This window comes from Nocardia sp. SYP-A9097 (assembly GCF_009649815.1).
Taxonomy (GTDB): domain Bacteria; phylum Actinomycetota; class Actinomycetes; order Mycobacteriales; family Mycobacteriaceae; genus Nocardia.
In genome coordinates this window covers 44,199-69,755 of record NZ_WJIC01000034.1, presented here as the reverse complement: position 1 = coordinate 69,755, position 25,557 = coordinate 44,199, and the positions used below count along the sequence as shown (strand labels likewise).

26 protein-coding genes and 1 pseudogene are annotated in these 25,557 nt (G+C 63.9%); 14 read left to right on the top strand and 13 right to left on the bottom strand.

The features are described 5' to 3' along the window. Positions 1–287 precede the first annotated feature (287 nt). The 3 genes from GFY24_RS36230 to GFY24_RS36220 form a co-directional block, all read right to left on the bottom strand. Positions 288–521 (bottom strand): hypothetical protein, encoded by a 234-nt coding sequence (locus GFY24_RS36230; protein ID WP_153809625.1) that lies wholly within the window; start codon positions 519–521, stop codon positions 288–290. 121 nt (positions 522–642) lie between these two features. Then, positions 643–1,812 carry an ImmA/IrrE family metallo-endopeptidase gene (locus GFY24_RS36225; RefSeq protein ID WP_153809624.1) on the bottom strand — a complete coding sequence of 390 codons (1,170 nt, stop codon included), beginning with the start codon at positions 1,810–1,812 and terminating at the stop codon, positions 643–645. Next, complete coding sequence (locus tag GFY24_RS36220) at positions 1,805–2,629, bottom strand: hypothetical protein (RefSeq protein ID WP_153809623.1); 825 nt, start codon at positions 2,627–2,629, stop codon at positions 1,805–1,807. The genes GFY24_RS36225 and GFY24_RS36220 overlap by 8 nt, the downstream gene beginning before the upstream one ends. A gap of 566 nt (positions 2,630–3,195) precedes the next feature. On the opposite strand from GFY24_RS36220, the gene GFY24_RS36215 reads away from it, so the two are divergent. Beyond that, on the top strand, positions 3,196–4,476 hold the full coding sequence (locus tag GFY24_RS36215) for a hypothetical protein (RefSeq protein ID WP_153809622.1): 1,281 nt from the start codon (positions 3,196–3,198) through the stop codon (positions 4,474–4,476). Between the two features lie 326 nt (positions 4,477–4,802). Here the strand turns inward: GFY24_RS36215 and GFY24_RS36210 are convergent, their stop codons facing one another. Further along, positions 4,803–5,528, bottom strand: a complete 726-nt coding sequence (locus GFY24_RS36210; RefSeq protein WP_153809621.1) for a pentapeptide repeat-containing protein — start codon at positions 5,526–5,528, stop codon at positions 4,803–4,805. Positions 5,529–6,211: 683 nt separating this feature from the next. Here GFY24_RS36210 and GFY24_RS36205 point away from each other — a divergent pair. From GFY24_RS36205 to GFY24_RS36195, 3 genes are read left to right on the top strand one after another with little or no spacing between them, the layout of a single operon-like run. Further along, a complete protein-coding gene (locus GFY24_RS36205) occupies positions 6,212–7,606 on the top strand; it encodes a 3'-5' exonuclease (RefSeq protein ID WP_153809620.1) in 1,395 nt (464 codons plus the stop codon). Then, entirely contained in the window at positions 7,603–8,241 is a 639-nt protein-coding gene (locus GFY24_RS36200) for a DarT ssDNA thymidine ADP-ribosyltransferase family protein (protein ID WP_153809619.1), read from the top strand. Before GFY24_RS36205 ends, GFY24_RS36200 begins: the two co-directional genes overlap by 4 nt. Continuing rightward, entirely contained in the window at positions 8,238–9,911 is a 1,674-nt protein-coding gene (locus tag GFY24_RS36195) for an ADP-ribosylglycohydrolase family protein (protein ID WP_153809618.1), read from the top strand. Before GFY24_RS36200 ends, GFY24_RS36195 begins: the two co-directional genes overlap by 4 nt. Before the next feature lie 96 nt (positions 9,912–10,007). Here GFY24_RS36195 and GFY24_RS36190 read toward each other — a convergent pair whose 3' ends face one another. After that, a complete protein-coding gene (locus GFY24_RS36190) occupies positions 10,008–10,466 on the bottom strand; it encodes a hypothetical protein (protein ID WP_153809617.1) in 459 nt (152 codons plus the stop codon). Between the two features lie 426 nt (positions 10,467–10,892). Here GFY24_RS36190 and GFY24_RS36185 point away from each other — a divergent pair, with 426 nt between their 5' ends. The 5 genes from GFY24_RS36185 to hpnE all read left to right on the top strand — a co-directional run bounded on the left by GFY24_RS36185 (position 10,893) and on the right by hpnE (position 15,296). Continuing rightward, positions 10,893–11,102: a helix-turn-helix transcriptional regulator gene (locus tag GFY24_RS36185; protein ID WP_309231752.1), complete on the top strand. Its 210-nt coding sequence runs from the start codon at positions 10,893–10,895 to the stop codon at positions 11,100–11,102. 255 nt (positions 11,103–11,357) lie between these two features. Continuing rightward, positions 11,358–11,681, top strand: a complete 324-nt coding sequence (locus GFY24_RS36180; protein ID WP_153809616.1) for a hypothetical protein — start codon at positions 11,358–11,360, stop codon at positions 11,679–11,681. Positions 11,682–11,753: 72 nt separating this feature from the next. Next, positions 11,754–12,170, top strand: a complete 417-nt coding sequence (locus tag GFY24_RS36175) for a pyridoxamine 5'-phosphate oxidase family protein (RefSeq protein WP_153809615.1) — start codon at positions 11,754–11,756, stop codon at positions 12,168–12,170. Between the two features lie 198 nt (positions 12,171–12,368). After that, positions 12,369–13,775, top strand: coding sequence for an amino acid permease (locus GFY24_RS36170; protein ID WP_153809614.1), 1,407 nt, complete (start codon positions 12,369–12,371; stop codon positions 13,773–13,775). Between the two features lie 87 nt (positions 13,776–13,862). Continuing rightward, positions 13,863–15,296: a hydroxysqualene dehydroxylase HpnE gene (gene hpnE / locus GFY24_RS36165; RefSeq protein ID WP_153809613.1), complete on the top strand. Its 1,434-nt coding sequence runs from the start codon at positions 13,863–13,865 to the stop codon at positions 15,294–15,296. Here the strand turns inward: hpnE and GFY24_RS43500 are convergent. Both GFY24_RS43500 and GFY24_RS43135 read right to left on the bottom strand, forming a co-directional pair. Continuing rightward, positions 15,257–15,553: a hypothetical protein gene (locus tag GFY24_RS43500; protein WP_309231754.1), complete on the bottom strand. Its 297-nt coding sequence runs from the start codon at positions 15,551–15,553 to the stop codon at positions 15,257–15,259. The two genes, hpnE and GFY24_RS43500, sit on opposite strands and share 40 nt — an antisense overlap. Positions 15,554–15,747: 194 nt before the next feature. Then, positions 15,748–15,840 (bottom strand): annotated as a pseudogene (locus GFY24_RS43135) (TetR family transcriptional regulator); the annotation flags it as partial. Positions 15,841–15,945: 105 nt separating this feature from the next. On the opposite strand from GFY24_RS43135, the gene GFY24_RS36155 reads away from it, so the two are divergent. Further along, the gene (locus tag GFY24_RS36155; RefSeq protein ID WP_153809612.1) at positions 15,946–17,052 is read left to right on the top strand and encodes an oxygenase MpaB family protein; all 1,107 of its coding nucleotides are present in this window, start codon (positions 15,946–15,948) and stop codon (positions 17,050–17,052) included. A gap of 1 nt (position 17,053) precedes the next feature. Here GFY24_RS36155 and GFY24_RS36150 read toward each other — a convergent pair whose 3' ends face one another. The 3 genes from GFY24_RS36150 to GFY24_RS36140 all read right to left on the bottom strand — a co-directional run bounded on the left by GFY24_RS36150 (position 17,054) and on the right by GFY24_RS36140 (position 19,614). Then, entirely contained in the window at positions 17,054–17,404 is a 351-nt protein-coding gene (locus GFY24_RS36150) for a hypothetical protein (RefSeq protein WP_153809611.1), read from the bottom strand. A gap of 82 nt (positions 17,405–17,486) precedes the next feature. After that, positions 17,487–18,137, bottom strand: coding sequence for a LysE family translocator (locus GFY24_RS36145; protein WP_153809610.1), 651 nt, complete (start codon positions 18,135–18,137; stop codon positions 17,487–17,489). Between the two features lie 742 nt (positions 18,138–18,879). Further along, positions 18,880–19,614 carry an SDR family oxidoreductase gene (locus GFY24_RS36140; protein ID WP_153809609.1) on the bottom strand — a complete coding sequence of 245 codons (735 nt, stop codon included), beginning with the start codon at positions 19,612–19,614 and terminating at the stop codon, positions 18,880–18,882. 59 nt (positions 19,615–19,673) lie between these two features. Here GFY24_RS36140 and GFY24_RS36135 point away from each other — a divergent pair, with 59 nt between their 5' ends. Further along, positions 19,674–20,003 carry a helix-turn-helix domain-containing protein gene (locus GFY24_RS36135; RefSeq protein ID WP_228566985.1) on the top strand — a complete coding sequence of 110 codons (330 nt, stop codon included), beginning with the start codon at positions 19,674–19,676 and terminating at the stop codon, positions 20,001–20,003. Positions 20,004–20,024: 21 nt separating this feature from the next. Here GFY24_RS36135 and GFY24_RS36130 read toward each other — a convergent pair whose 3' ends face one another. Next, positions 20,025–22,088, bottom strand: coding sequence for an APC family permease (locus tag GFY24_RS36130; protein ID WP_309231751.1), 2,064 nt, complete (start codon positions 22,086–22,088; stop codon positions 20,025–20,027). A 173-nt stretch (positions 22,089–22,261) separates the two neighbouring features. On the opposite strand from GFY24_RS36130, the gene GFY24_RS36125 reads away from it, so the two are divergent. Beyond that, positions 22,262–23,038 carry a GntR family transcriptional regulator gene (locus tag GFY24_RS36125; RefSeq protein ID WP_153809607.1) on the top strand — a complete coding sequence of 259 codons (777 nt, stop codon included), beginning with the start codon at positions 22,262–22,264 and terminating at the stop codon, positions 23,036–23,038. 88 nt (positions 23,039–23,126) lie between these two features. Here the strand turns inward: GFY24_RS36125 and GFY24_RS36120 are convergent, their stop codons facing one another. Next, positions 23,127–23,405, bottom strand: a complete 279-nt coding sequence (locus tag GFY24_RS36120) for a hypothetical protein (protein WP_153809606.1) — start codon at positions 23,403–23,405, stop codon at positions 23,127–23,129. A gap of 96 nt (positions 23,406–23,501) precedes the next feature. Then, on the bottom strand, positions 23,502–23,678 hold the full coding sequence (locus GFY24_RS41385) for a hypothetical protein (protein ID WP_228566984.1): 177 nt from the start codon (positions 23,676–23,678) through the stop codon (positions 23,502–23,504). A 597-nt stretch (positions 23,679–24,275) separates the two neighbouring features. On the opposite strand from GFY24_RS41385, the gene GFY24_RS36115 reads away from it, so the two are divergent. After that, a complete protein-coding gene (locus tag GFY24_RS36115) occupies positions 24,276–24,512 on the top strand; it encodes a DUF397 domain-containing protein (protein ID WP_153809605.1) in 237 nt (78 codons plus the stop codon). Between the two features lie 92 nt (positions 24,513–24,604). After that, on the top strand, positions 24,605–25,489 hold the full coding sequence (locus tag GFY24_RS36110) for a helix-turn-helix transcriptional regulator (protein ID WP_153809604.1): 885 nt from the start codon (positions 24,605–24,607) through the stop codon (positions 25,487–25,489). Positions 25,490–25,557 lie beyond the last annotated feature (68 nt).

The window sequence follows — 25,557 nt, the reverse complement described above, 5'->3', positions numbered from 1 at the left end:
ATCCGCCCATTGTGGCCTTCGGCCACCGCGGTGCTTGTCCTGGTCATGAAATATCGATCCGTCTCTCGCCCTGCGTCTGCCCGATTGGCTCCGAGCCGGTGGACTCACCTCACCCTGACACGCAGGGGGGGGGGGGGACATCGGTGGCACTCAGCGCGGTTGTCTACTTCCTGCTCATGAAGACACGGAAGATGGCGGCCAGCACGCCCGCCAGAGTGGTGATGACGCCGCCGCTGGCGCTGCCGGGGCACTCTCACGCCCGCAAGTCCCGCCTCGGAATAGCCGCCCTAGCGCGTGAGGATCGCCGCCGCCAGCCACACCACATAGAACAGCAGCAGGGTGGCAACCTGCCGGATCTCGCGCGTCATCTCGGTGTAGGTCTTGCCGTGATGCGGGTTCGTGTGGAAGAAGTCGCTCAGCTCGGTGACACCATCGGGGACCTCGACGATGCCGTCGGTATCCATATACATGCCCGATTCCCCCAGCCCTTGCGACAGCCGCATCGGCAGGCGTGCGGACACGCACTGCCGATGTAGTTCAATGATAGAACTACTGCTTCCCAAACAGTTTCACACCTCGCGGCCGTTGCCAGAGCGCTTCACTCGTAATGAAAAGGTGGATCCGGCGTAAGCCCGGTCGACCTCATACCAATCGCAGGACGGGCCGCTGGTCGAGTTGGCCGAGTAGAAGTCGCAGGCGGGGGATCTTCCACCGCAGTTCGCGGGCCAGGCTGACCGCGGTCAGGCTGCCGTTGGATTCGGCGAGTTCGAATGCCTTGGCCAGGAGGCTGGGAACCTCGCCGGGGTAGTTCACCGCCGGATCGGGGGCAATGATTTCGAGCTCGTACAGGTGGTTGAGCCGCTGGTAGGCGCGGCGGGCGCTGGCGTCGGAGATGGTGCCGAGTTCGCGGCAACGGTACACCAGCGATTTGAGCGAGACGCCCCATTCGCGGCTGATCTGCTCGAGCGCCTTGACCTCGAATCGGTTCGGGAGCTGGTCGTGGATCTGATCGGCGGGGGTGAGGAATTCGGCGGCGAAGGCGTCGGCCTCGCGTTCTTGCTCGGCGTCGCCAGGGGCGGCGTCGCGGTGCAGGACCAGGTGGCCGAGTTCGTGCGCGGCGGTGAAACGGTGCCAGTAGACGTCATTGCTGCGGTCGGGGGTCAGCACGATCAGCGGCCTCGGCATCCGTGAGGTGGAGAAGGCGTTGATCGTGGGGGTGTCCACGCCGGCGAAGGGCACCATCGTGGCAACGACACCGTGTCGTTCCATGGTCCGGACCAGGTGAGGGATGGGTCCGACGCCCAGGTTCCAGTGCCGTCGGAGTACGCGGGCGGCGGCGGCCGGGGCGGCGGGAAGACGGCGGGTGTCGTCGGGCAGGAAGCCTGGCAGGTCGACCGGCGGGAACTGTACGTGCTTTTCCAGCGCGTAGGTCAGCTCCCACACCTGTTCGACGAACGCGACGGCCTTGGCACGCTGAGAGGCTCGGGTCGAACGCAGGCTGCGGAAGTGCGCGGCCGATCCGTCCAACCGCGCGAACGGCCGCCCGCCGGCGAAGAATTCGATCGGGACATCGAGCACGTCGGCGAGCCGGACCAGATGATCCGGGCGGGGTGGGGAGGTCTGCGATTCCCACTGGCTCACCGCCGCGCCGGAGACTCCGATCCGTTCGGCCACCGCCACTTTGGTCAGCCCGGCCAGCTGACGTGCCTGGGTGAGGCGGCCGGCGTCGAACGCTCCGGCCACCACGACGGCGGTAGCCGGTTCCGTATCGATGTCGGTACGGAACAGACCTAGCTGGGATCGTTCAGTCATCACTTCCGGTTTCCGAGTCGGGGGTAGAAGGCTGGCCACCGTCCGGAGTCACCGCCGGGTTTCGCGCCGAGAGCACGAATTCCTCCAGGGGTGCCTGATCGAACCGCGCGGCCGTACCGGTATTCGTGTCCGGGCCGGGCACAGGGGTGAGTGGACGCGCCGGAGCGGGACGCGATTCCCCTCCGCCGGCCTCGAACACGAGCGGGATCTCTTCGACGTGGCTCCACTCCAGACGCCCGGATCCATCGCCCAGTGAGGCATCACCCCAGAAGGCGCGCAGCACACCGGCGTGCGGGTTACTGGCGAAGGCCAGCACGATCAGTCGTCCGGCGTCCGCGGCGTCCTGCAGGAAGTCCTGTTCTGCTTGGAACTGCTCGTCGATCTCCTCGTCGGACATCGCGGCGTGGTCGAGCGAGAGCTGATCGGATGCGCTGCCTGTGCCGAGGGCCAGCAACCGTTTACGCACCTCCGAGAGATTCATCTTCGCCGACTCCAGCGGGGCGTACGCGGTGTCGCCGTACTTCCACGGGTAGATGATCAGGTTGCTCTCGTCCAGGACGGTCAGGCAATAGCGCGCACCCTTGGGGCGAGGGGTGCGCACCAGGGTGACCGCGGACAACGCCTTGGCCAGCTCCTCGGGCAGGATCAGCCACATCAGCCCGTACGCGTCGTTGGAGCTCAGCCCGCTGCCCTCCTGACTGGCCACCGCACGCAGGTGCGCGGCCTGCAGTGCCTCCCACACCGCCGCCCGCACCTCAAGTGCCAGTTCCCCGAACTGCGCCGATTCCCACGCTGTTGGGGCTACTTGCTCGTTCATATGCCCTCCCTCGCCCGCCCATCGGCTTATGTTTCAGACAGCCGAGGCAGAGTATCACTTAAGTTTTGCGCAACAGTAGCGCATCGTGTCGACGATTCGAACCTTCCCATCATCACGGCGAGTTCGGCTGCCAGGTATAGCGACAGGCCCTTCGTCTCCCGCCGACGCTCTGATCAGCCAGAACTCAAACACATGATGTGTCCAACTGGCATGTGCGGGGGCCTCCGTCCCGGGTCACACCTATTCCACCCTTCGGGCGGGATCTCACTGCGGGAGAACGCGCAGGTCTGGCGAGTGGGAGAGCGAGCGGTTGTATACCAGTGTCGATAGTTCCTCATGCCGTTGGTGCTGTCGGGAATTGCGCATCGTCGGTACCGCCCGCGTTCGTTCGTGTTCGCGGTGCGCGGTCCACGGAACGGTAGTACTCCGCTATCTGCGGTAACTCCTTGCCGTGATTTTCTCCGGATGCTCCCGGACCCCGGGGTCTGGGGCTAGTGCTCGGATGCCCGGAGCGCGCAGACTCTATCTACGACAGTTGTGCTGTGCCGACCCGCCGGGAGCTTCCGATGGTGAATGCGATGCTCGACGTCATTCAGCAAGTCGCTGGCGCCTACGGTCCCGACATGCCCGTGGCCCGCAAGATCGCCGAAGGGCACGTTCCCGACGAGCAACTCGACGCCATCCCCGAGCTGTGGGCCCAGCAAGCGAAGCCGCCGGTCCCGGTGCCCGAGTCGGAGCAGTACCGGCCCTACCTGCCTGACCCCTACCGGTCGAGGGCCGTCGCGCAACTCAGCCGCACCCCGATCCTCGACTTCGATAGTCCGCATGAACTGGTCGCCGATAGCTCCGCGCTGATCCATCACCTTCTCTACGCGGATGCCATGGCCATTTCCGACCCCATCCCGGGCATCTTCGATGAAGGCTCCTTTGGCGTCGGATCGGTGGAGGAGGTGTTGCAGTATCGCCGGAACCGTCTCACCGGGCTCACCTTGTTCCTCGCCGAACTCGACCCTGTCATCGACCCGGGCATCCTGACCTTCATCGATGCCCCCGACTATCCAGTCAGCTACACCGCGAGGGACCTGCGGAATCTCGCCCACATACGCGACATACGCAAGGTCGTCGACGACCTCGACCCGTTCGGCAAAGAGCTGTTCCGGCAGGCGGGTGAGCGCCGGCTCGGGTTGGTGCCGGGGACGATGCCGCCATTCCAGCCCGAGTCCTACGCATCCGTCGCGTTAAACGGAATCTTGGCCGGACTGACCGCTGGCGACGCCGACCATGGAGCATGGGATCTCTACCTGCCGCACCCCGCGATGGAGCCGGTCCTAGGCTACCTGGCCGGCCCCTCTCGGAGTATGGACCGCGGGAAGCGTCGCAAACTGTTGCGCAATCTCATCAGTATCGAGCTGCCCAACATCACCGACCACATCACGCCCCACGATCTGGCCGTCATCCGCCGTGACGAGGGAGTATTCGCCGCCTGGCGCCACGACCTTAAGGCCGCACTGCGCGCCCTGGACGACGAGCTCGACCAGGATCCCGAACTTCCCTCGGAGAAACGGTTGGCGATCGTCCGGGATGACCTCGCCGGCGTGGCCGCGCGAGTGAACTCCGGCATCGGCAAGTCCGCCGCATTGACACTTCTCAAGGCCGCCGGCATCACCTTCACCATCGGCGGCATCGTCGAGCTTGCCGCCGGGCACTCCGAGGCCGCTCTCACCACCGTTCCTATCGCGGCCGCGCTGGGGCTGCTGTACGAATACCTGAGCGGACGACGTGAACGAGTCACCGGCCAGGCATTAGCACGCCACCACGCGGTCTTCCGTGAACCACCCACGCGCTGACCGCCGCAGTCGTGGTGACGGTTATGCCACCTCCAGTCAGTGCGGGCCGCCTCGCCGCGACCGTTCTCCAACTCGGTTGATGATCTTGCGTCGCGGTTTCGGGGTCCTCGGGTGAGGGGTCCCGGTAGTAACCTCAGTTGGCAAGATTCGTTCGAAACGTGCTTCATCGACCTGGCCGTTTCGATGGTCATGGGCACCGCCTTCAACCTCCGTATGGCTCGGCGTGCCTACTTGCATCAGCGTGCGTAAACGATGGAGCACGAGCCCGCTCGCGGCCGCTGCTCTTGCTCGGGCATCGGCTTCGGCTTCGGCTTCCTGCCGAGCCTTCACATCTCGCGTCCGGGGTGGCCGCCGAAGCCGGTGGGACCCGAGAACACCGCGCCTGTGAACATGGTGGTGCCGGAGAAGGTCGCGTCGTCGAAGGCGGTGCGACCCGAGAAGATTGCGCGGTCGAATCCGGTGGGGCCCGAGAAGGTTGTCTTCCCGAAATCTGTGGAACCGGAGAATCTCACGCCGTCGAAGGCGGCTCGGTCGGCGAAGGTCGCGTACGTGAATCGGGCTGGGCCGGAGAAGGCCGCGAGCCCGAACGAAGTGGTGGCGGCGAAGGTTGCGGCCACGAAGTTGGCGTTGCCGGAGAATCTCACGCCTCCGAACCCGGTGAGCCCGGTGAGCCCGGTGAGCCCGGAGAAGGTCGCGCCCTCGAACAGAGCGGCACCGGAAAACCTCACCGCTCTGAAATCGGCATCCTCGAGGTGTGCGGTGCGGAAATCGAAATCGCTTGTTGACCAGCTGTATTCGGCTTCGCGTCGGAGATGGTCCGTGATGACGCGGACGATGGTCTGACGGACCTCCCGGTCGTTCTGCCGGTATTCAATGTGTTCTTCGCGCTTGCCTTTATCGGTGTTTTCACTGTCGGTGGGTGTGGTGAGGACGAGTTTGGTCCGTCCGCTGCTGCCCTGTTCGCCATCGTATGGCAGTCGCAGATAGCCGCACAGGACGTTGATGCACTGCTGGCAGCGCAGACCAGCGGATTCATCAGCGACGCCGGCCATGGCGTAGACCCCGGCGATGCGGACCGCGACATCGGTGGCGCCGAGCTGGGCGGCCGCGGCACCGAAACGTTCAACGAATCGATCTCATGGGCAGGCAGGCCCATCCGTTCAATGTCGTTTAGTCGGCGCCCCTCTGCGATCACGGCACGAACGAATTCCTCTGCAGTGTCGGCCCATTCTCTCGCGGCCGGGCGAGCCCACCGCGAGAGCTGGTCGAAGAGATCGACGCTCCCGCAACCGTCCCCGACCTGCGGTGTGGTAGCTGCTTGGTTGCCATTTACTGTCGGGCGATGGGCGGCGAGCTCGTCTGCCACCGCCAGCAGTGCGAGGGTCGTGGCCAATTGCAGTTGTTGCGCCGCAGAGCCGCCAGCGATGTCATCGCTCCCAGCGATTGTGAGCTGGTCGACGATCTGTACCGCGCGGTCTCGAAAGCTGTTGTTAGGCAGGGACATAGGTGCACTGTAATCACACGGTCCGACATGAAACAGACCTCATCCGATGCATCGCCCTTGCCGGGCGTCTCGCAGGTTCCACGCCCACCGAAGTAGACTCGACAACCCAGACATACCGGGCGGTCGCGACTCATGAGTAGGTTAAATTCGCTCTGCTGGAACAGTTTTGGTCGCGTAGCATCGGCCTCATGTGAGCCCAGCGGACTGGGCCCCGGCCCGCTGGAGGCGGCTATGCGGATTCTGCCGGTCGTGGCGGCGACCTCCGAGCAGCTGACCCTATTGATCGACAGTCAGCCAGGGGTGCTGATCATCAGAGGTGCCGCAGGCAGCGGGAAGACCACGACGGCGTTGCTGCGACTAAAGCAACTGTGTGGTAGCTGGGCCAAGCGGCATCAACGGTTGAAGCTCAATGCGCCGGTGCGGGTGCTGGTCTTGACCTACAACCGGACCTTGGAAGGCTACATCGCCGAGCTCGCTCGCCAGCAGGTTCCCACCTACGACAATGTCGAACTACAGGTGACGACCTTCGCGAAATACGCCCACGATCTGGCAGCCGCCATCGCCGACGACTTCGCCGACACAATCCTGGACGAGCTGCTGACCGGATTCGGCATGCCCCGCGAATTCCTTACCGACGAGGTGCAGTACCTGCTGAGCAGGTTCGAACCCGGCAAGCTTGAGGATTATGTGAGTGCGACCCGCGATGGGCGTGGCACCTCCCCCCGCATGGAGTCCACCACTAGGCGGCGGCTGCTCGACGAGGTGATCTACCCCTACCAGAAAGCGAAACTGTCCTTCGGAGTACGTGATTGGAACGATATCGCCGTCGATGCCGCGTCGGTCGACTGCCAGCCGTGGGATGTGGTGATCGTCGATGAAGCGCAGGACTTCTCCGCCAACCAGATTCGCGCGATCATGGCCCACGTCGCGCCCGAGCACTCGGTTACCTTCGTCGTCGATGCCGCCCAGCGGATCTATCCGCGTGCCTTCACGTGGAAGGAAGCCGGAATCACCCAGCTGCGCAGCAAATCACTGAAGACCAACCACCGCAACACCCGACAGATCGCAGCGTTCGCCCGCTCGGTACTCAACGGCATGAACGTCGGTATCGACGGCGTGCTGCCCGATCTGGACTCGGCCACGGGCGAAGGTCCACTGCCGGTCGTCCTGATCGGCTCGTACTCCGCCCAGACGCGGTGGGTACTTGAAAACATCGTCGGCACCGAAGAACCCGCCGACGAACTACGCGAATCAGTCGCTTTTCTGCATCCGAAGGGCGGGCGCTGGTTTTCCTACACTCGGTCCGAGCTCGAACGCCACCATGTCGGCTATGTCCAGTTGACCCGCAACAACAGCTGGCCCGCTGGGGAGGAAACAGTCGCATTGTCGACCATCCACTCCGCCAAGGGACTTGAGTTCGACCATGTGGTGATCCTCGGACTCAACAAGGAGGTCACACCGCATGGTGAGGAGGACGGCGATGTCGGTCTCGAGACGCTACGACGGTTGCTGGCCAGGGGTATCGGCCGCGCTCGCACAACGGTGACCCTCGGGTTCAAACGCGGTGCCGAGTCAACACTCCTCGACTACCTCGATCCCGCCACCTACACCCGGATCGAGCTGTGAATCCCGACATCCTGCATTTAGTGCACGAGCGCGGGGTCAGTGAGGTGCTGCACTTCACCACGAACCACGGCCTGATCGGGATCCTCGCCACCAGCCAACTCAGCTGCCGAGACCAGCTCGACGAGGACAAGTACCTGGAGAACATCAAGCTGGCCAACTGCACGGTCCGCAAGGACCCCGAATGGACCGGCTATGTGAACATGTCGATCTCGGTGGTCAACAACGAGATGCTGGGCACCTCGCAGAACTGGCACCGTACCGGCGATGTGTGGTGGGCCGTCTTGTCGTTCACCGCTGATATCCTCGCCGATGACGGTGTGTGGTTCACCACCACCAACAACACCCACACCCAGACAGTGCGACGTGGGCAGGGACTGGAAGGGCTGAAAAACCTCTACAGCGAACCGATTCCGTGGGGTCACTACGGATCGAAAAGCTGGCGACGGGGACTCCCCGCAGACCGGCCGACCAATCCTCAAGCCGAAGTCCTCTATCCGGGAGCGGTGCCACTGACCAAGCTGCAGGCCATCTATGTCCCCCAGGAGGAGCACCTGGACCAGATCGAAGGCTGGATCGCGGCCTTGCATGCCGCACGGCCCGTCACCGTCGCCTGCCGACCCGAGGTATTTCAGTGAACTCATTCGGAGACCGCGCAACCCGCGCGGTGTCATCCATGCAATGGGCGGCATGGGCTGACGCGCTGGGCTGGATCTCCGAACTCACCAGCCCCGAAAATCTGCGTCGCCGCACCAAGGGGCGGCCACTGCTCGAACCCTTTGCCTGGCAACGCCAAATCGGGGGCCGCTCCGGAGTACGAGTCGACCTACCCGCCGGATGCTATTCCGACGACACCCAATTACGATTGGCCACCGCACGCGCAATCACCAGCCATGGGTTCGATGTCGAGGCATTCTCACGGATCGAGCTTCCGGTCTGGCAGTCCTACGCCCTTGGCGGCGGACGGGCCACCAAGGCCGCCGCGGCGGCAATGAGCAAACATAACGCCAACTGGGCTGCCAACTTCTACAAGAACTGGGAACATGCCGGGGGCAACGGTGTCGCCATGCGGATCCAACCCCACGTCTACGCCGCCACCGATCCGATCTCACTCGACCACCTCGACGACGTGATCAAGAACGGGGTGGTCACCCACGGGCACCCGAACGCCCTCGTCGGAGCGGTCCTACACGCAGTCGCGCTCACTTTCTCTCTGGCAGAAGGGATTCCACCGCAACCCGAGTACTGGTCGGTGATACTCGACAGCACCCGCCACGCCTTCATAGCGTTCGAACGCTGCCCGGAACTGGCCGGTTACTGGCGGCCGCGCTGGGAAGCCACCGTCGGCGAGAAGCTCGGACGCGCGTGGAACAACACCATTGACAGCGCCGAACACCTCTTCCAGACAGCCCTACCCGCATACGACGCCATGCGACGCGCTCGCGACCGCGAAGAGGCCGCAGACGGCTACGAAAAACTAGTCTCCGCACTGGAACTGGACAACGCAGCTATCCGCGGTAGCGGGCTATCGACCTCGGTCGCGGCCATCGTCCTCTCAAGCGCATTTCCTGACAACCCAGCACAGGCAGCGCTGCTCGCCGCGGCACGGCTGGACACAGACACCGACACCATCGCCACCATGGCTGCCGCGATAGTCGCAGCCGCCAACCCCCGCGATCTGGTATCGCCGGTGCTCGACGCCGACTACATCGCCGACGAGGCACGGCGCTTGACCAGGATCGCAACCAGGCAGGCCAGCGTGGACTTCGCGTACCCTGATCTTCTGTATTGGGTGCCACCGAAATCAGGCCTCGACAGCGTCGGCACGATCGACGAGGAACTCGTGTTGGCGGGGCTGGGCTGGTTGTCTCCTCGTGGGGAGACCTATGACGCGAGATCGGCCCGCTGGCGATGGATGAAAACCTCCTTCGGCGCAACGATGTTGGTGAAATACCGCGCGAACCTGCCTGCTCTGCCGCAGAACAATCACCCCGCCGGTGCTCGTACGACGGCCACCGCGGAGACCGAAATGCTCGCTGGGCACCTTTTGCCCGACGGTGCCACCACCAATGATGAAGGAGCCTTGTTCCCGCGACCCACGCGGAATTCCCGCGAACCACGTGCCAACGACACCGTCGACTCCCGGAGGATCCTCGACTGGCTCGCCGTGCAGGGCTACGACGACACCTCGGTCGGCTACGCGCTACGCCGTGTCATCGAAAGTGGAACCCCTACACAACTTTCCGAACTCCTGAATGGGCTGCGCCACGCGCTTCGGAGTCGACCGACAGATCGAGAACTCCAGTAGCTGGATCTTGTGCAGTCGTCGGCGATGCCCGAGCCAGCGGCTATCAACAGGTGTCGAGTTCCTGACCGATCCCGGCTTTCTCACCCGGCCTATAGGTCAGGTCGTACTGAGAAATTCCTCGTACCGTTGCGCGAGTCGTCCAGCGCACAGTGATCGCGGTGCTCGATTTGTGGCGATCCAGCCGCGCCGTTCGAGGATAGTGAAGGTCGGTTTCCGTCCCAGCTGATACTCGGGCGGCTCTCCCAACCCCCACATCCACCAGGTCTGTACAGGCTCGGAGTTCCACGCTTCCTGCCACGTCGGACCCGCTTCGAAAGCAGCCCAGAACTCGACCACGACTGTCGACATCACCTCACCGAGCGCGTCGCAGTCCCTGCGTATCGCAGACTCGATCTGTTTGATCTCCTCCCGCCGATACGCCCGCGCCTCGTCACCATTCATATTCGGTGGATTGACTGCTGCGTTGGCCACTGCCTCGGGTGTGGGCACCTGCCCAGTGATCAACAACTCGATGATCAGCTCGGCCCGAGCCTCAGTGCAGTTGATCAGATCCAACGGCGCTCGCTTGGGAAACCCGTAGCGCTGCGGGATCTACTGCCCGCGATAGCCGCAACGCGGCATCGCCCGCCAACACGGTTGCCGAGAGCCACGACTCCGCAATGGTATCGACGCCCTGGAAACGTCCCTTCAGAATCCCAGTGGACAACGCTCGAACTCCGATCTCGTGAGGTGGATTCGACACGAGCGAGTCCCATACGCCCTCTCGTGCCGAGTTCGGCTTACGCGGACACCCAGTGGCCCGATCGAGAAGGTCGCGGTTGGCGATCGGAAGCAGCATAGTACGTCGCTTGCACTTCGGATGTGAGCAATAGGACGTTTACGCTCTGGATCATTCTGCGCTGGACAGATGAAGTTGCCTCCGTATGTCCAGTTCAGGCAAGCCGCCGATAAATCCGACCGCCATGGCGTTCGGAGCGCGCGGTGCGTGCCCGGCGGACAGAACTGGGATGGAGCCAGGAGACAGCCGCACACGCGTGCGGTGTGCACTGGACCTACCTCGGGCAGGTGGAGCGCGGTCAACGGAGTCCTTGGGTCGAGAACATCCTCCGGTTCGCATCTGGTTTGGAGACCACACCAGGACGTTTGCTGGATGGCCTGCCCACACCTCCACCGATCGGCGATCTCGTCTAGTAGGACCGGTCGGGGTATCGCCCGCTGCATTTGTACCCGCTCTGAGCACGATGCCTGTGGGGCGATGGCCGAACGGAAACTCCTAACCGTCTCGCCTCCGACTGTCTGCAGCGTGTCACGACGTGGGACCACGCCTAACGGGCTGTGTCTTCGGAACGACGGTAAGCGTGGTCGACCGACCGGAGCGCCCGCAATCAGCGGGATGTATTCGGCACGTTCTAACATTGCTGATTACCAGCACCCGGCACCGGTGCGATGGCCCCGACCTACGGTTCATTGGTGCTCGGCGCACACGATGAAACCGGTCGATTGGTTTACATCGGCAATGTCGGCACCGGTTTCACGCAAGTCGCCCGGCGGATAATTCGGCGCACCCTCGACGAAATCGCCGTCTCGGCAAGTGCTTTCGAGCCCGCACCGCCGGAAGCCGCTGCGGGCGGCTGGCACTGGGTGGCGCCGATCCTCGTCGGTGACGTCGAGTATCGCGAATTCGCCGGTGCTCGACTGCGCATGCCGAGTTGGAAGGGTCTGCGCACGGACAAGGCTCCGGCGCAGGTGGAAGTACCTCCGGTGCGGTGAGGCTTTCCTTCGAACATTGCTTTGCGGCAACACAATTGGCCAAATTCCGAAGAATGGACCACAATCGGAGGAATGGGCGGCGAAGGGGCACGAAAGCTGCGCGAGCTCTCGGCTGCCGATTCACTGAAGCGGTTGGCGAGCGCGCAATACGGCCGAATCGTTTTCTCGCGCCGCGGACTTCCGATCATCAGGCCCGTGAACCATATTGTCGAGGCGGACGCTGTAGTGGTGCGAGCGCATCTTGGCGCAAGTCTGCTGCGAGGTGACGGGCAGATCGTCGCCTACGAGGCCGACAACTTCGACGAACACACCCGGCGTGGCTGGAGCGTCATCGTCACCGGGGTCGCGCGGGTGGTCATGGACCCCGAACAGGTGCAGCGCTACGAGACGCTGCTGGACCCGTGGATCAATAGGCCGATGGACCATGTGATTCGAATCGAAACCGAAATCGTCACCGGTCTCGAAGTGGTCGACGACAGCGCTGACTGAGAATCAGCGATCAGTCCGGCCGACGTTACCGATCAGTAGCTCCTCCGGCCCGCCGCCTGTGACGGCCGATACCTCTCCGGTAGCCTGACACGCCGTTGGACCGAGCGCGGCAATCCGCCGGCAAGCTCGGCGCGGCCCACGCGGGGCGGTGTTCACCACGCCGTGGCGTTGCGGCCGCACGCACGTGGAAGGAACACCATGACAGCATCGGACAGGCAGGCGGTCGCCGAGACCGGGGCGACCACTGCCGACGAGGGCTATTCGCGCGGCCTGTCGCCGCGCACCATCCAGATGATCGCCATCGGCGGAGCCATCGGCACCGGCCTGTTCTACGGCGCGGGTGGCGCCATCGAACAGGCGGGCCCCGCGCTCATCCTCGCCTACCTGGCGGCGGGCCTGGCCATCTTCGTCATTATGCGGGCGCTGGGCGAGCTGCTCACCTATCGCCCCGTCACCGGCAGCTTCGCCGAGTACGCGAACGAATTCCTGGGCCGCTTCGCGGGTTTCGCCACCGGCTGGACCTACTGGGCGGTCTGGGTCAGCACCTGCATGGCCGAGATCACCGTGGCCGGCAAGTACGTGCAGTACTGGTTCGACATCCCGCAGTGGGTGACCGCGCTGGTGGTGCTCGGCATTATGTTCGGGCTGAACCTGGTGTCGGTCAAGCTGTTCGGTGAGGGCGAATTCTGGTTCTCCATCATCAAGGTCACCGCGATCGTGGCCATGATCGCCATCGGTATCGGTGTGCTCATCTTCCACTTCGGCCACGCCGCCAACCCGACCGTCGCGAATCTCTGGAACGACGGCGGGGTCTTCCCGAACGGCTTCAGTCAGGCGTTGCTGGCGTTGCAGATCGTGGTGTTCGCCTATGTCGGTGTGGAATTGGTCGGCGTCACCGCCGGGGAGGCCCGCGACCCCAAGAACACGCTGCGCAAGGCGATCAATACGCTGCCGTTTCGTATCGGCCTGTTCTATGTGGGCGCGCTCCTGGTGATCATGTCGGTCTCCAGCTGGCGTAACTTCCATGCCGGACGGAGTCCGTTCGTGGAGGTGTTCGAGCAGATCGGTATTCCGGGAGCGGCCGCGATCATCAATTTCGTGCTGTTGACCGCCGCGCTGTCGTCGTGCAACTCGGGGATCTACTCCACCGGCCGCATGCTGCGCAGTCTGGCGCAGCGGGATGAGGCTCCGGCCGGGCTGGGCGCGCTGAGCTCACGGTCGGTGCCCGCGACCGGTATCGCGGTGTCGGCGGCGGTCATGGTGATCGGTGTCGGGGTGAACTACTTCTCGCCGGAGAAGGCGTTCGGCTACGTCACCTCGGTCTCGACCATGGGCATTATCTTCGTGTGGGGCATCATCCTGGTCTGCCACTTGATCTATCGTGTCCGAGTGAAGGCGGGGCTGCTCCCGGCCAGCGAATACCGGCTTCCGGGTGCGCCGTTCACCTCGGTGCTCGCATTGGTCTTCCTGGCCCTGGTCGTCGTGCTGCTGTTCTTCACCGATTCGGGTCGCACGGCGCTCGTTGTCGGCGTGGTGTGGGGCATTCTCGTATGCGCCGCGTACCCGTTGCTCTCACGTCGTAGTGCGCAGACCGAAAGCGTTTAACAGCAATACGTTTCGACCGAACGCGGCACGGACGCGCTCCTGGGGGACTTACCTTGCCAGCAGAAGGCAATGGCTCCGGGAGCGCGAATGAACGATCCGCAACAGTATGTGGTGATCGGTGGCGGCCTGGCGGGTCTGGCCTCCGCGGTATGGCTGGCCGAGGCCGGTAAACAGGTGACGCTGCTGGAACGACGCGGACGGCTCGGCGGTCGCACACACGCGCTCGAAGTGCCCGCGCTGCACGATATTCCGGACAATGGACAGCATGTCATCGCCAGCGGATACGACCATCTGTTCCGCTATCTGACCAGTATCGGCACCCGCGAATTCGTGAGATTCCCGCATCAGGGCGTACTGCGCTGGCCCGGCGGGCGCACCACGATCATGGGCATCAAGGGAATTCGGGCGTTGCGATCGCTGCTCGGCGCGCATCCCGACGCCGGCCCGGCCGATCGGGCGCGGGCGGCGCTGGCCACCATTCGGATGGGCTGGCAGTGCCTGCGCCAGCCCGCCGATTTGGCGGATCTCACCACCGATCAATGGTTTCGGCGGCTCGGCATGCCCGAAACCGCGCGCGAGGCGCTGTGGGATTGGCTGGCGCTCGGTATCGCCGCGGAGCCGGTGCGACAGGAATCGGCCAAGGTCTTCGCCGATGTGCTGGCGACCGGAATTCGCCTGGGCCTCGAGCATCGTCAGCCGGTGAGCATCGGCTATCCGACCACCGATCTGGATACCCTGTTCGTCACGGGCGCGGAGCGGGTGTTCGAGCAGCGCGGGGTGCGGGTGCGATATCGCGCGGTGGCGCGGCGCATTCGGATCGAGAACGGGATCGTGACCGGGGTGACCCTGGACGACGGTGAGCTGGTGCCCGCCGATGCGGTGGTGTGTGCGGTACCCAATTCCTATCTCGGCGGACTCCTCGACGACCTCCCCGAGCATGATGAAATCTACTCCGCCGCAGATAAATTGGGCTTCACACCGATCGTGAGTACGAACCTGTACCTGGATCGCCCGCTCGGTACCGAGGGTGCGATGGAGGCGCTCATCGGCGGGGCCGACATTATCGACCAGGTCTTCGACCGCCAGCGCATGCACGGCCGCGGCACCGAGCACGGCTGGCTGTACTGCCTGACCACCAGCGGGGCCTACGAGCAGATCCACAAGCCCAGCCACGAGGTCGTCGACGAGCAGATGGAACTGCTGCGCCGGTACTATCCGGCCGCCAAAGACGCCAAAGTCCTGCACGCCCAGGTGGTTCCGATGCCCCGCGCCACCTTCTCCCAGGTGGTCGGCACCGATGGATTGCGCCCCGGCCAGCGCACCTCGGTCCCCACCCTCGTGATCGCGGGCGACTGGACCCGAACCGACTGGTCGGCCACCATGGAAAGCGCAGCTCAGAGTGCCGCCCGCGCGGTAGATCTGCTACTCGATCTCCCGACTCCTCGAGTTGCCGCAACCACTCAGCGTGCCGGGCGGTCTGATTACTCGCGTTCGGCTCGCGGCCGGGGATCGCGGAAGTAGTTGAGTACCAAGCGGGTGATATCGGTGAGGAAGCGGTCACGGGGGATGGGCGGGTCCTCGAGCAGGTAGCGGATGGTGAGGTGTTCGACCGCACGGACCAGCATCCAGGCGGCGGCATCGAAGTCCACATCCGGCGGGACCGCGCGCGCGAGCGCATGGACAGGCCGAGCCGCGCCAGCTCGCCGATCTGCTGCTCGAACGCGAGAACTGTCGCGCCGGAGGAGAGTCGCGGCGGCTGCTCCACCACCGCGCGCAATAGTTCGCGATGCGTGCCGAGGGCGTCCAGTAGCTCCGAAATGGTCTCCGGCACAGCGATTTCCGGGGCACGGGTCATATTCGCGACCACCCGCGCGCGTACCCGCTCGGCGACCGCGCCGGTGTAGCGCTCGATGACCGCCGCCACCACGGCATCCTTGTTCGGGAAATACTGGTACAGCGATCCGGGACTGATGCCCGCCGCCTCGGCAATGCGATTGGTAGAGGCGCCGTCATAACCGTGCGCGATGAGCACCTGCTCGCCGGCGTCCACAATCCGCGTGACCATGGCGCGCGAGCGCTCCTGCTGCGGTGATTTACGCGGTGTAGCAGGCGATTTCGGGGCTCGGCGTTTCGGTGGCATGTCATTTCCACTGCGTTTCGGAATGCGAGCGTGGAGTTCCACTCCGAGATCGCGGGTGAGCCGTATCAGCGCGTATTGCGCTCGGCCTACCCGATTCTCGGGGTCGTCTTCGACGGGCCGTATGCCCGGCGCACCGCGCGGAAGATCGTCGGATATCACCGCGAAATCAAAGGCGTCGACGCACAAGGTCGCCGGTACCACGCGCTCGACCCCGCAACCTTCTACTGGGCGCACGCGGTGTTCTTCGTGCAAACCCTGCGGACTGCCGAACTATTCATGGGTGGGATGAATGGCACTGAGCGCGAACAACTCTGGCGCGAGCATTATCAATGGTACGAGCTATACGGAATGAGCATGCGGGTGGTGCCGGAGTCCTGGCCCGCGTTCCAGCGGTACTGGCGCGATATATGCCGGGACACCCTGGAACCGACCCGGGCGGCGTGGGATGTGTACAACCTCATCGATACCGCGTCCGTGCCGCCGTTCCCGGTGCTGCGGCATCTCCCGGAACCTTTGTGGGAGAGGCTGATTCGACTAGGGGGTCGGCGGCTGGTCAAATTCGTCACCGTCGGCCTGTGCGATCCGGCCATTCGCCGCACCATGGGTTTTCACCTGGACCGCTCGCGATCAATGGTTCTTCGATCGACTGTGCCGGGCACTATCGGCCGCCAACCGGGTTACCCCGGCGGCGGTGAACTATTCGTTCCCGCGAGTGCGCGCCGCGCGCCGCCGGGAGGCGGGAAAGCGTTCGGGCACAATGCCTCCCCCCGAAGCGCCCGAACTACTGTGGCCCGCACCGGAACACCGCGGCGATGCCAAGCACTACTGCCCCGTCCACGCCGATCCCGACGCGGGTTCTGTAACCAAATTCCGTCAGCTGACAGGGTTTTAGCGATGCTGCCCCAACCCGAAGGCCAGTCCGAGAGCGCGGGTGGGCATCCATTCGACTACTACTATCGCCCGGGTATGTCACTGCGCCCGCCACCGCCGCGTGCCGTGGCATCGGAGCTTTGGTACGAACCGAAGTCGGACCCCTTCTGGAACCGAAATATCGAAGTCGCGAGATTCCTGGTCGCCCGCGTCGGCATCAACGGCACGCCATTCGACCATCACGACGCCTCCACCTGCCTGATCTGACTCAGGTGGACCCACCCGCAATGGTCAGGTAGATGACCATCAAGGTGAACAGAAACCACCCTGCCCCCTGCCAAATAGGCCAGGCCCGCGCGGCTCGCCACTCCAGAATTGTCTTCACGAACGCCCCGATCCCCCCGAACAGCAGAACCAGCCCGGGCCCCAATCCCACCACCAGTCTCGCGGCCGTATCGCACAGCATCGAATCGGAGTTCAAACACTCCTGCCGCGCACCGGCCCACACCAGCGCGAGCACCGCGACAATCGCGGTGAGAACCAACACCGCCACCACATACCGCGCGGCCTGCCGAAAGGTCGGCGGATCCTGCCACCGCTTCTCCACGTCATCAACCATCCCGCACCTCCTCGCCGCCGAATTGCCCGCCGCGACCGAGACAAACGCGAGCCGTATGAACCCACCCTAGGCCCCGAGTCCGTCAGCGAGCCTCAGCGGCCAATCCGATACCGAGCCCCACCAGCACGGCCGCGAGCGCGCGCTCGACGCGCCGCCGAATCTCCGTGCGCCGCAACCAGGTTCCGGCGCGGTCGGCGGCGAGCACAATCCCGACGCACCAGGCCGTGTCGATCACCAGTTGGATGGCGGCCAGGATGATCACCGTGGACAGCACCGGGCCATGGCTCGGCAGGAACTGCGGCAGGATGGTCAATCCGAAGACTGCGGCCTTCGGATTAGCGGCAATGGAGATGAGGGAAGCGCGAAAGGCCGCCGCAGGGGTGCTGCCACCGGGCAGTGCCGAGGTCAGCGCCGCCCCGAAGGCATCTTCCCCCTTGGACCGCCGCGCACTCCGCCAGGCTTGCACGCCCAGCCAGATCAATACGACCGCGCCGAGGATATGGATCGCCACACTCAACACTCGATTAGCGACCAGCAACGAGGACAACCCGGCCCCACCCGCCAGCGTCCAACCGAACACCCCGATCTCATTGCCCGCCACCGCAGCCAGCCCGGCAGTGCGGCCATCTCGCACGGAACGCTGCAGAAACAACGCTGTGGCCGGGCCAGGAATCGCGGCCAGAATCAAGCAGGCGAGGGTGAAGGTGGGGAGTACATGAACCCAATGCGGCATCCAGCGATGCTGGCATGCCACCCAATGCCCCGCCACCCGTTTTCAACCCAGTCGAATCGCTCGTAAGCGTTGTGCATGTAACCACGCAGGGGTCTTCTCGGCGTTTGCCTGCGTGATTACGTCGATGTTGACGGAATTGGACGAATCGGGCGCGGGAAGGGGCGAATCGGGTGCGGCGCACCGGGATTCACCTACCGACCGGCAGGGTGCTTGCCGAGTGTGCAGCTGTGGCGGGGAAAAAGACAAAACACCGCCCAGAGTGCACACTCGGCGAACAGGTTCGGGCATCACGGGTATGCCCTGGGATCGGATCGCGGTTCGAGGCCGCCCAATGCGGCGACGGTTGCATTTTGCGTATGCAATTTCCGTGGCAAAGCAGGCATCGCTGGGCACGTCACCTGCCGTACCCGACTCGAGCTACCGGACTACGCCCGGATCGTCCCGTTCCCTGCGGGAAGACCGGCCGTGGTTACCTTCTCGAGCCCAAAGACCAAAGACAAAGACACCAAAACAGTCCCTCGCGGTGTTGGACGATCGATCACCGGGAACTCACGGTGCGACACGCCGCACGACACCACGCTCATGTCCCAGTGATCGCATGTCCAGGTCGAGGGTGGGGGTTTTGTCCTAATTTCTTTCTCGTCTTGTTCTTTGCTTGTCTTGTTTTCTGCTCTTCTTGTCCTGGCGTCTTTTTGCTTTTGGTCTTTTGTCGTTGTGTCTCTTGGTTTTTGGGGTTTTGGCCCTACGGGCTGGGTGCGGCGAAGTCTTCGCCGCCGACGTAGATGGTGTGACCCGGCGTGGCTACAATGCTGGTCGCGTCGGCGACTGCGGTCGCGAACTCCTCGACCGTCGGCAGGTTGCCGTGTTCGCGGCGGGCTGTCACAGCGTCCGGGTCGCGGCGTTCGAGTAGCCGCACGATGATCGTGCCGTCGATCATGTCGCCGGACACGACGGTGAAATCGATTCCGCGAGAGCCGAATTCGGGGATCAATCCGCGTAATGCGTCTTCGCCCGCGCGCTTGCTCGCGGCGATGGGTTCGTAGCCTGCGGGGACGGGGCGGGTGGGGGAGAAGTGGGCTTGGTGGCTGGTGACGAAGACGATTCGGCCGCCCGGGGGCAGGTGGGGCATGGCCAGTTGGGTTAGGTGGGTTTGGGCGTCGCGGTTGAGGGTCATGGCGTAATCGGGGGCGGCGTCGCGTTCGAGGCCGCCGGAGGCGTTGAGGATCAGGACGTCCATGCGGCCGAATTCGGTTGTCACCGTGTCGATCAGGGCGGCTGCGCTGTGGGGGTCGGTGATGTCGGCGCCCGCTACGGACGCGCTGCCGCCGGTGGCCTCGATTTCGGCGGCGATGGTCTCCGCGCGTTTGCGTTTCTCGCGGTAGTTGATCACTACGTGGTCGCCGCGTCGGCCCAGTACGCGGGCTGTTTCCGCGCCGATGCCGCGAGATGCTCCGGTGATCAACACAATTCGCTTCATACCCAAGTCCTCCAACCCGGACGAACGCTTCTGATTTAGAATCAATATGGTGGTTCTGAATGAGAAGTGCAAGCCAACCCACCGACTCCGCACTGGCCGCCATGGAGCTGCTCGGCCAGCGCTGGATGCTGCGCGTGATCTCCGAGCTCGAACCGGGGCCGCTCGGTTTTCTGGAGTTGCGCCGGCGGATGGGGAACTGCTCCTCGAGCATGCTTTCGGTGCGTATGCAGCGGCTGCAGGAGGCCGGGGTGGTGGTGAAGCGGACGGACAAGTCGTATGAGTTGTCCACTGCCGGTGGGGAACTCGGGGTGGCGCTGAAACCGTTGTGGCAGTGGTCGGAACGCTGGGGTGCGAGACTGGAGCAGGCCGACTCACCGCCGCTGGGATGACGGCGCGGGGCTATACCTTCGTCAGGGTCTCGGATCGGTTGGCGCGCTGACGGATTCGCCCGTACCGTGGCCTCGGCGGCCGAATCGAGCCGTATCCGCGGAACCGGTTATGCCGCGCCGGATCTCACCCGCCCGGTGTTCGACCCGCAGGGTGTCGCGCGTATGCGAGGAGTGCAGCTGCCAGGGCACGCTGGTCACCATGACGCCCGGCTCGAACAGCAGTCGTGCTTTGAGGCGCAGTGAACTCTGATTGTGCAGCAGGTTTTCCCACCAGCGGCCCACCACGTATTCGGGAATGAATACGCTGACCACATCGCGGGGCCGGGAATTACGCTGGCGTTTGATCTCTTCGATCACCGGCCGGGTGATCTCCCGATATGGAGATTCGATGACCTTGAGCGGAATTTTTACATGATTGTGATCCCATGCCTGCGCGAGTTCGCGGGTATCGGCGTCATCGACATTGACGGTTACGGCCGTAATGGTGTCGGGTCGGGTGGCGCGCGCGAACTGCACTGCCCGCTGGGTCGCCTTGTGCCATCCGGAGACCAGCACAATGGCGTGCACCCGTCCGGGTAAGGTCACGAATTCTTCGGGGTCGATATCCAATTCGGCTCGCACCGCCGTGTAGTGCCGGTGAATGAGCCACATGATCGCGACCAGAATCGGCATGGCGATCACCACCAGGTACGCGCCGTGGGTGAACTTGGTGATCATGACGACCACCAGCACCACGCCGGTGAAACACGCGCCGAAGGCATTGATGGCGCGCGCCCGGTGAATTCGGAGTCGATCGCTCCCCGCCATACGCAATTCGCGATTCCAATGCCGCACCATGCCGATCTGGCACAGCGTGAAGGAGGTGAAGACGCCGACGATGTACAGCTGGATGAGCCGGGTGGTGGATCCGTGGAAGGCGTAGATCAGGATCGCCGCGACCACGGCCAGCAGGATGATGCCGTTCGAGAACGCCAGCCGGTCACCGCGGGTGTGCAGCTGGCGCGGCATGTACCGCCGCTGCGCCAGAATCGAATTCAGCAGCGGGAATCCGTTGTACGCGGTGTTGGCGGCCAGGATCAGGATGAGCGCCGTGGTCACCATCAGGTAGTAGAAGGCGATGCTGTTCCCACCGAAAACCGCCGACGCGATCTGCGCGATCACCGTGCGCTGTGCGTCGGTGTGGCAGTCGCCGGGGAATCCGATAAGGTCGCAGGCGTTCTCGGTGACCCGGGTCTTGGTGATCATGGCCAGCGCCGTCACCCCGGAGAACATCAGGATGGCGGTCACTCCCATGGCCGTCATGGTGCGGGCCGCGTTGAGCGCCTTCGGTTTCCGGAAGGCGGGTACGCCATTGGAGATGGCTTCCGCGCCGGTGAGCGCGGTACAGCCGGAGGAGAACGCGCGCAGCAGCAGGAATGCCAGCCCGGCGGCGGAGAGTCCGACCTGTTCGGCGTGGATCTGGTAGTGCGCGCTCTCGGCGATCGGGGTGTGCCCGAACGCGGTCTGGCCCAGCCCGACCACGATGAGCACGGAGATTCCGAGGATGAAGCCGTAGGTGGGAATCGCGAACGCGCGCCCGGACTCTCGTACCCCGCGCAGATTCATGGCGGTCAGGAAGCCGATGAACACCAGATTGATCGCGACCCGGTACGGATTCAGGTCCGGCACCGCGGAGATGATGTTGTCCACGCCCGCCGCGACCGATACCGCCACCGTCATGACGTAGTCGACCAGGAGCGCCGCGGCCACGACGAGGCCGGGCAGTGCGCCCAGATTCTCAGCGACCACCTCGTACGAGCCGCCACCGGACGGATATGCCTGCACCACCTGCCGATAGGACAGCGCCACCACGGCTAGCAGCACCACCACGCCTCCGGCCACCAATGGCGTCAAATGCAGGTACGCGAGCCCGCCCAGGGTGAGGATGAGCAGGATCTCCTGCGTCGCGTAGGCGACGGACGACAGTGGGTCACTGGCGAATATCGGCAGCGCGAGTCGTTTGGGCAGCAGGGTCTCACCCAGCCGATCACTGCGAAACGGGCGGCCGAGGACCAGTCGTTTTGCGACATCGATCGGTGAAACCACGGTTGCGGAGCTTAGGCCGCAATTCGGCATGAAACCGGCTGCGCGCCGTATGGATTCCGTAAAAAAACTGCGAATGCCGGTGCTTCTCCTTGTGCGTCCCGAGACTTGTGCAGTTGTCCGACTGAGCACATACACTGTCTGGGACGTGAATCAGAATGGGGAGAGGTGGCACGATGGGAGACCGGACGGTCGTCGCCGACGTTGCCGACGAACTGGCGCGCCGCGTGGCATCGGGGCAGTACATGCCCGGTGGACTCATGCCGTCCGTTCGCCAGGTGGCCGACGAGTTCGATCTGAATCGTGCGACGGCGCAACTGATTCTGGGACGGCTCGAATCGTACGGATTCGTGGATGCGCACCGCGGCAAGGGATTCGTGATTCGCGATGTGCGCGCCGTGGGTGGCGTGGATGTGTACCGGCGACTGTTCCGGCTTTCCATGCCCGAGCCCGAGGTGGCCGCGGAGATGTTCGGCAATATCGTCGAGGAGGAGCGCGGTATCGCGCTGGAGGCGCTGCTCGCGTATACCGGCAGTGACCGCGCGGTCGATCCGATCGAACTCAAAGCCGATATCGACGAGTTGGAAACCGTTGCGCGCGGCGAGGATCCGGATCCGCACCGCATGCTGCGCATCGAATTGAACCTGCTGCGCCGACTGCTCACCGCGCTCGGGCACGGTATGCAGCGCGCGGTGCTCAACTCCATCGGCGAGATGATTCTCGAGGTGCCCGAGGCGGTGGACGCCTACTTCGCGGTCTCGCCGGATCTGCATGTGCTGGTCTGGCGCGCCCTGGTCGCGGTATGGGATTCCGAAGCCGGTCCGAGCGGGGCGCAGTTGGCGCTGTTCGAGGATCTGTTCGGTCTCTACCACCAGAGGGTGGTGGCGCGATTCGAGGAATTGGTTGGCACCGCCGAGGGTGCCGAGGAGACCGTGCACGCCGCGACCGCGTAATTTCCGATTGTTTTCACGCCGCCGGGCCGGTCTTGTCTGAGACGACAGGACCGGCCCGGCGTTGTCATTTCGGTTTACCCGGCTTGCCTCATTGCCCGAGGACGGTGTTCATGATGGTGCCCGCGCTGGTGGCGATAATGCCGCCGACCAGGGCGCCGGCAATCTGCTTCGGGGCGGTGAGTGATCCGCCGCTCCACTTCTCCCAGGCGAACCGGCCGCCGGCGTACATGATGGCCAGGGTTCCGGAGAGCAGGATGAACCAGGTTAAGTAGCTGACCAGCTTGAGCAGCTTGTCCGCGGCCGGTGGGGTCTCGGGCGCGGGATTGAAGACTTGGGCCAGGACGTCTTGGGCGGCAAAAAGAATCATCTCGGCGCTCTTCCACGTGACGGTGGTTCTCTATCCGGGGTACGCGCCCGTCACCGTATTGGCAAGGCCCGCGACTCAATTGTCGCGCAAGAGGATTCAGTCGACGTCGTTGTCCGCGGAGAGGTATGCGATCGCGGCTAGATACTGCCGGCACGCGAAGTGCTGATCGTGTGCACGCAGAATTACGCGAGCCCGGCGATAATTCAGACCGCGCGGTTCTATTTCGCAGTCGTCACCGGAGAGATCGGTGCTGTGGGCGAGCATCTGTGTCATTGGATGCCTCTGGCCGAGGGGAAATGGTGCACCGAGTGTATGAGGCTGCAAGTCGCAGATGCAAGTGCATCTGTGCGTTCGACGACACGTGTCGCGGACGATGCGTCCGATTCGGTGTTGTTGGGGCGCCGGGGTTTACGCGCCTTGCGCCACTGTGACGAAATGTCCGGAACGCCGGCGCCGCTCTCCGGTCACCATGCCACACCATCTGCCCTCGGTCGAATCAGCCTGCAACCGTTTGCCATTCCGCCCGTCAGGGGGCCTGCCGCGATTTGCCGATGGCCCGCTTTGCGTGACTCGCGGGATGACCGGAGTGTTCGCCAGGTATTGCCCTGCCCGGCCTCGGGGAGGTCACGCACCCTAATCTGTCAGACTGACCGGTACGAGATGTCTGAATTTCTTCACAACTTCGCACCGCCACGCCGGTGACCAAGATCAAACCTGTTGTGTTGCAAAGGATATGCCCGAATCGAGGGATCGATAGCGGGCTACTCGCGTGCTATCGTTCATCTTGCGGTTGCAACTGTAAGAACATTTGACCGAACATTTGCAAGTACTGGGACACCGCCCACGGGCGGTACTGGCAAGGAGTCTGAAATGACGGACATTCCGGCAACCCGTATCGACATCGACAGCTCTCAACTCGCTTGGCGCAAGAGCACTTTCAGCAACCCGAGCGGTAACTGCGTGGAACTCGCGAAACTGGCGAACGGTGAGGTGGCCATGCGAAACTCTCGTGATCCGGAAGGATCGGTACTGGTCTACACCCGCCCCGAGATCGAATGCTTCCTGTTGGGCGCCAAGAGTGGAGAGTTCGACGATCTCGCTCACTGAGCGGTAGCATTGGCAATCGGCGCGGTGGTACGCGACGTTGCGGTTGCGGTTGTGGCCCACTGCCGGAAAACCCGAGCATCGGAGTGGACCCCATGATCGCAGAACCCGTTCCTAACGGTCGGGCGAATTCCGCTGTCGTAGACCGTGGCCCGACCGCATTGCGCATCGCGGTAGGCGGGCAGCTACGAAAGTTGAGGGAAGAGAACGGCATAACCCGGGAAGCCGCCGGCGACCACATCCGCGGCTCCCATGCCAAGATCAGTCGCCTGGAACTCGGGCGAACCGGATTCAAGGAGCGCGATATCCGGGACCTGTTGACCCTTTACAAGGTCACGGATCCCGGTGAGCGCGAACAGTTCCTGGATCTGGTGCGTAAGGCCAATGAGCCCGGTTGGTGGCATCGCTACAGCGACCTGCTCCCACAGTGGTTCGAGACCTACCTCGGCCTGGAGTACGCGGCCAAGTCCATCAGAACCTATGAGGGACAACTGGTTCCGGGCCTGCTACAGACCCCCGATTACGCCCGCTCGATCGTCGCACTCGGCCATGACGAGGACGGCGAGCGGCGCGTATCGCTGCGTCGGCACCGCCAGGAGCTACTGACGCGCCCGAGCGCGCCGAGCTTCTGGGCGGTTCTGGACGAGGCCGTGCTACATCGCCCGGTGGGCGGCGCGGCCGTACTACGCGATCAGATCATTCAGTTGATCGAACTGTCGAAGCTGCCCAATGTCACCATTCAGGTGCTGCCATATACGGCGGGAGGGCATGCGGCAGCGGGGAGTTCGTTCACCATGCTGCGCTTCGCGGAGTCGGAACTACCCGACATCGTCTACCTGGAGCAGCTGACCAGCGCGCTGTATCTGGACCGTCGGCCGGACCTGGAGCTCTACCGTCAGGTCATGGATCAGCTGAGTGTGCAGGCGGAGCCCCCGGAGCGGTCCCGCAAACTCCTGGCGGAGGTTGCCGACTCGCTCTGACGAGAGCTCGAACTACCGTGTGACACACCGATTTTGTTCAAGTGACACTGTGTTCAAGTGACACACAG

Excerpts from the sequence above, each read along its gene's own strand:
- GFY24_RS36140 (WP_153809609.1), bottom strand. The coding sequence starts at position 19,614 with ATGAAGCGAATTGTGTTGATCACCGGAGCATCTCGCGGCATCGGCGCG.
- GFY24_RS36210 (WP_153809621.1), bottom strand. The coding sequence starts at position 5,528 with ATGGCCGGCGTCGCTGATGAATCCGCTGGTCTGCGCTGCCAGCAGTGC.
- GFY24_RS36220 (WP_153809623.1), bottom strand. The coding sequence starts at position 2,629 with ATGAACGAGCAAGTAGCCCCAACAGCGTGGGAATCGGCGCAGTTCGGG.
- GFY24_RS36110 (WP_153809604.1), top strand. The coding sequence starts at position 24,605 with ATGATCGCAGAACCCGTTCCTAACGGTCGGGCGAATTCCGCTGTCGTA.
- GFY24_RS41385 (WP_228566984.1), bottom strand. The coding sequence starts at position 23,678 with ATGACACAGATGCTCGCCCACAGCACCGATCTCTCCGGTGACGACTGC.
- GFY24_RS36170 (WP_153809614.1), top strand. The coding sequence starts at position 12,369 with ATGACAGCATCGGACAGGCAGGCGGTCGCCGAGACCGGGGCGACCACT.
- GFY24_RS36215 (WP_153809622.1), top strand. The coding sequence starts at position 3,196 with ATGGTGAATGCGATGCTCGACGTCATTCAGCAAGTCGCTGGCGCCTAC.
- GFY24_RS36225 (WP_153809624.1), bottom strand. The coding sequence starts at position 1,812 with ATGACTGAACGATCCCAGCTAGGTCTGTTCCGTACCGACATCGATACG.
- GFY24_RS36180 (WP_153809616.1), top strand. The coding sequence starts at position 11,358 with ATGGCCCCGACCTACGGTTCATTGGTGCTCGGCGCACACGATGAAACC.
- GFY24_RS36115 (WP_153809605.1), top strand. The coding sequence starts at position 24,276 with ATGACGGACATTCCGGCAACCCGTATCGACATCGACAGCTCTCAACTC.
- GFY24_RS36205 (WP_153809620.1), top strand. The coding sequence starts at position 6,212 with ATGCGGATTCTGCCGGTCGTGGCGGCGACCTCCGAGCAGCTGACCCTA.
- GFY24_RS36120 (WP_153809606.1), bottom strand. The coding sequence starts at position 23,405 with ATGATTCTTTTTGCCGCCCAAGACGTCCTGGCCCAAGTCTTCAATCCC.
- hpnE (WP_153809613.1), top strand. The coding sequence starts at position 13,863 with ATGAACGATCCGCAACAGTATGTGGTGATCGGTGGCGGCCTGGCGGGT.
- GFY24_RS36175 (WP_153809615.1), top strand. The coding sequence starts at position 11,754 with ATGGGCGGCGAAGGGGCACGAAAGCTGCGCGAGCTCTCGGCTGCCGAT.
- GFY24_RS36150 (WP_153809611.1), bottom strand. The coding sequence starts at position 17,404 with ATGGTTGATGACGTGGAGAAGCGGTGGCAGGATCCGCCGACCTTTCGG.
- GFY24_RS36135 (WP_228566985.1), top strand. The coding sequence starts at position 19,674 with ATGAGAAGTGCAAGCCAACCCACCGACTCCGCACTGGCCGCCATGGAG.
- GFY24_RS36145 (WP_153809610.1), bottom strand. The coding sequence starts at position 18,137 with ATGCCGCATTGGGTTCATGTACTCCCCACCTTCACCCTCGCCTGCTTG.
- GFY24_RS36125 (WP_153809607.1), top strand. The coding sequence starts at position 22,262 with ATGGGAGACCGGACGGTCGTCGCCGACGTTGCCGACGAACTGGCGCGC.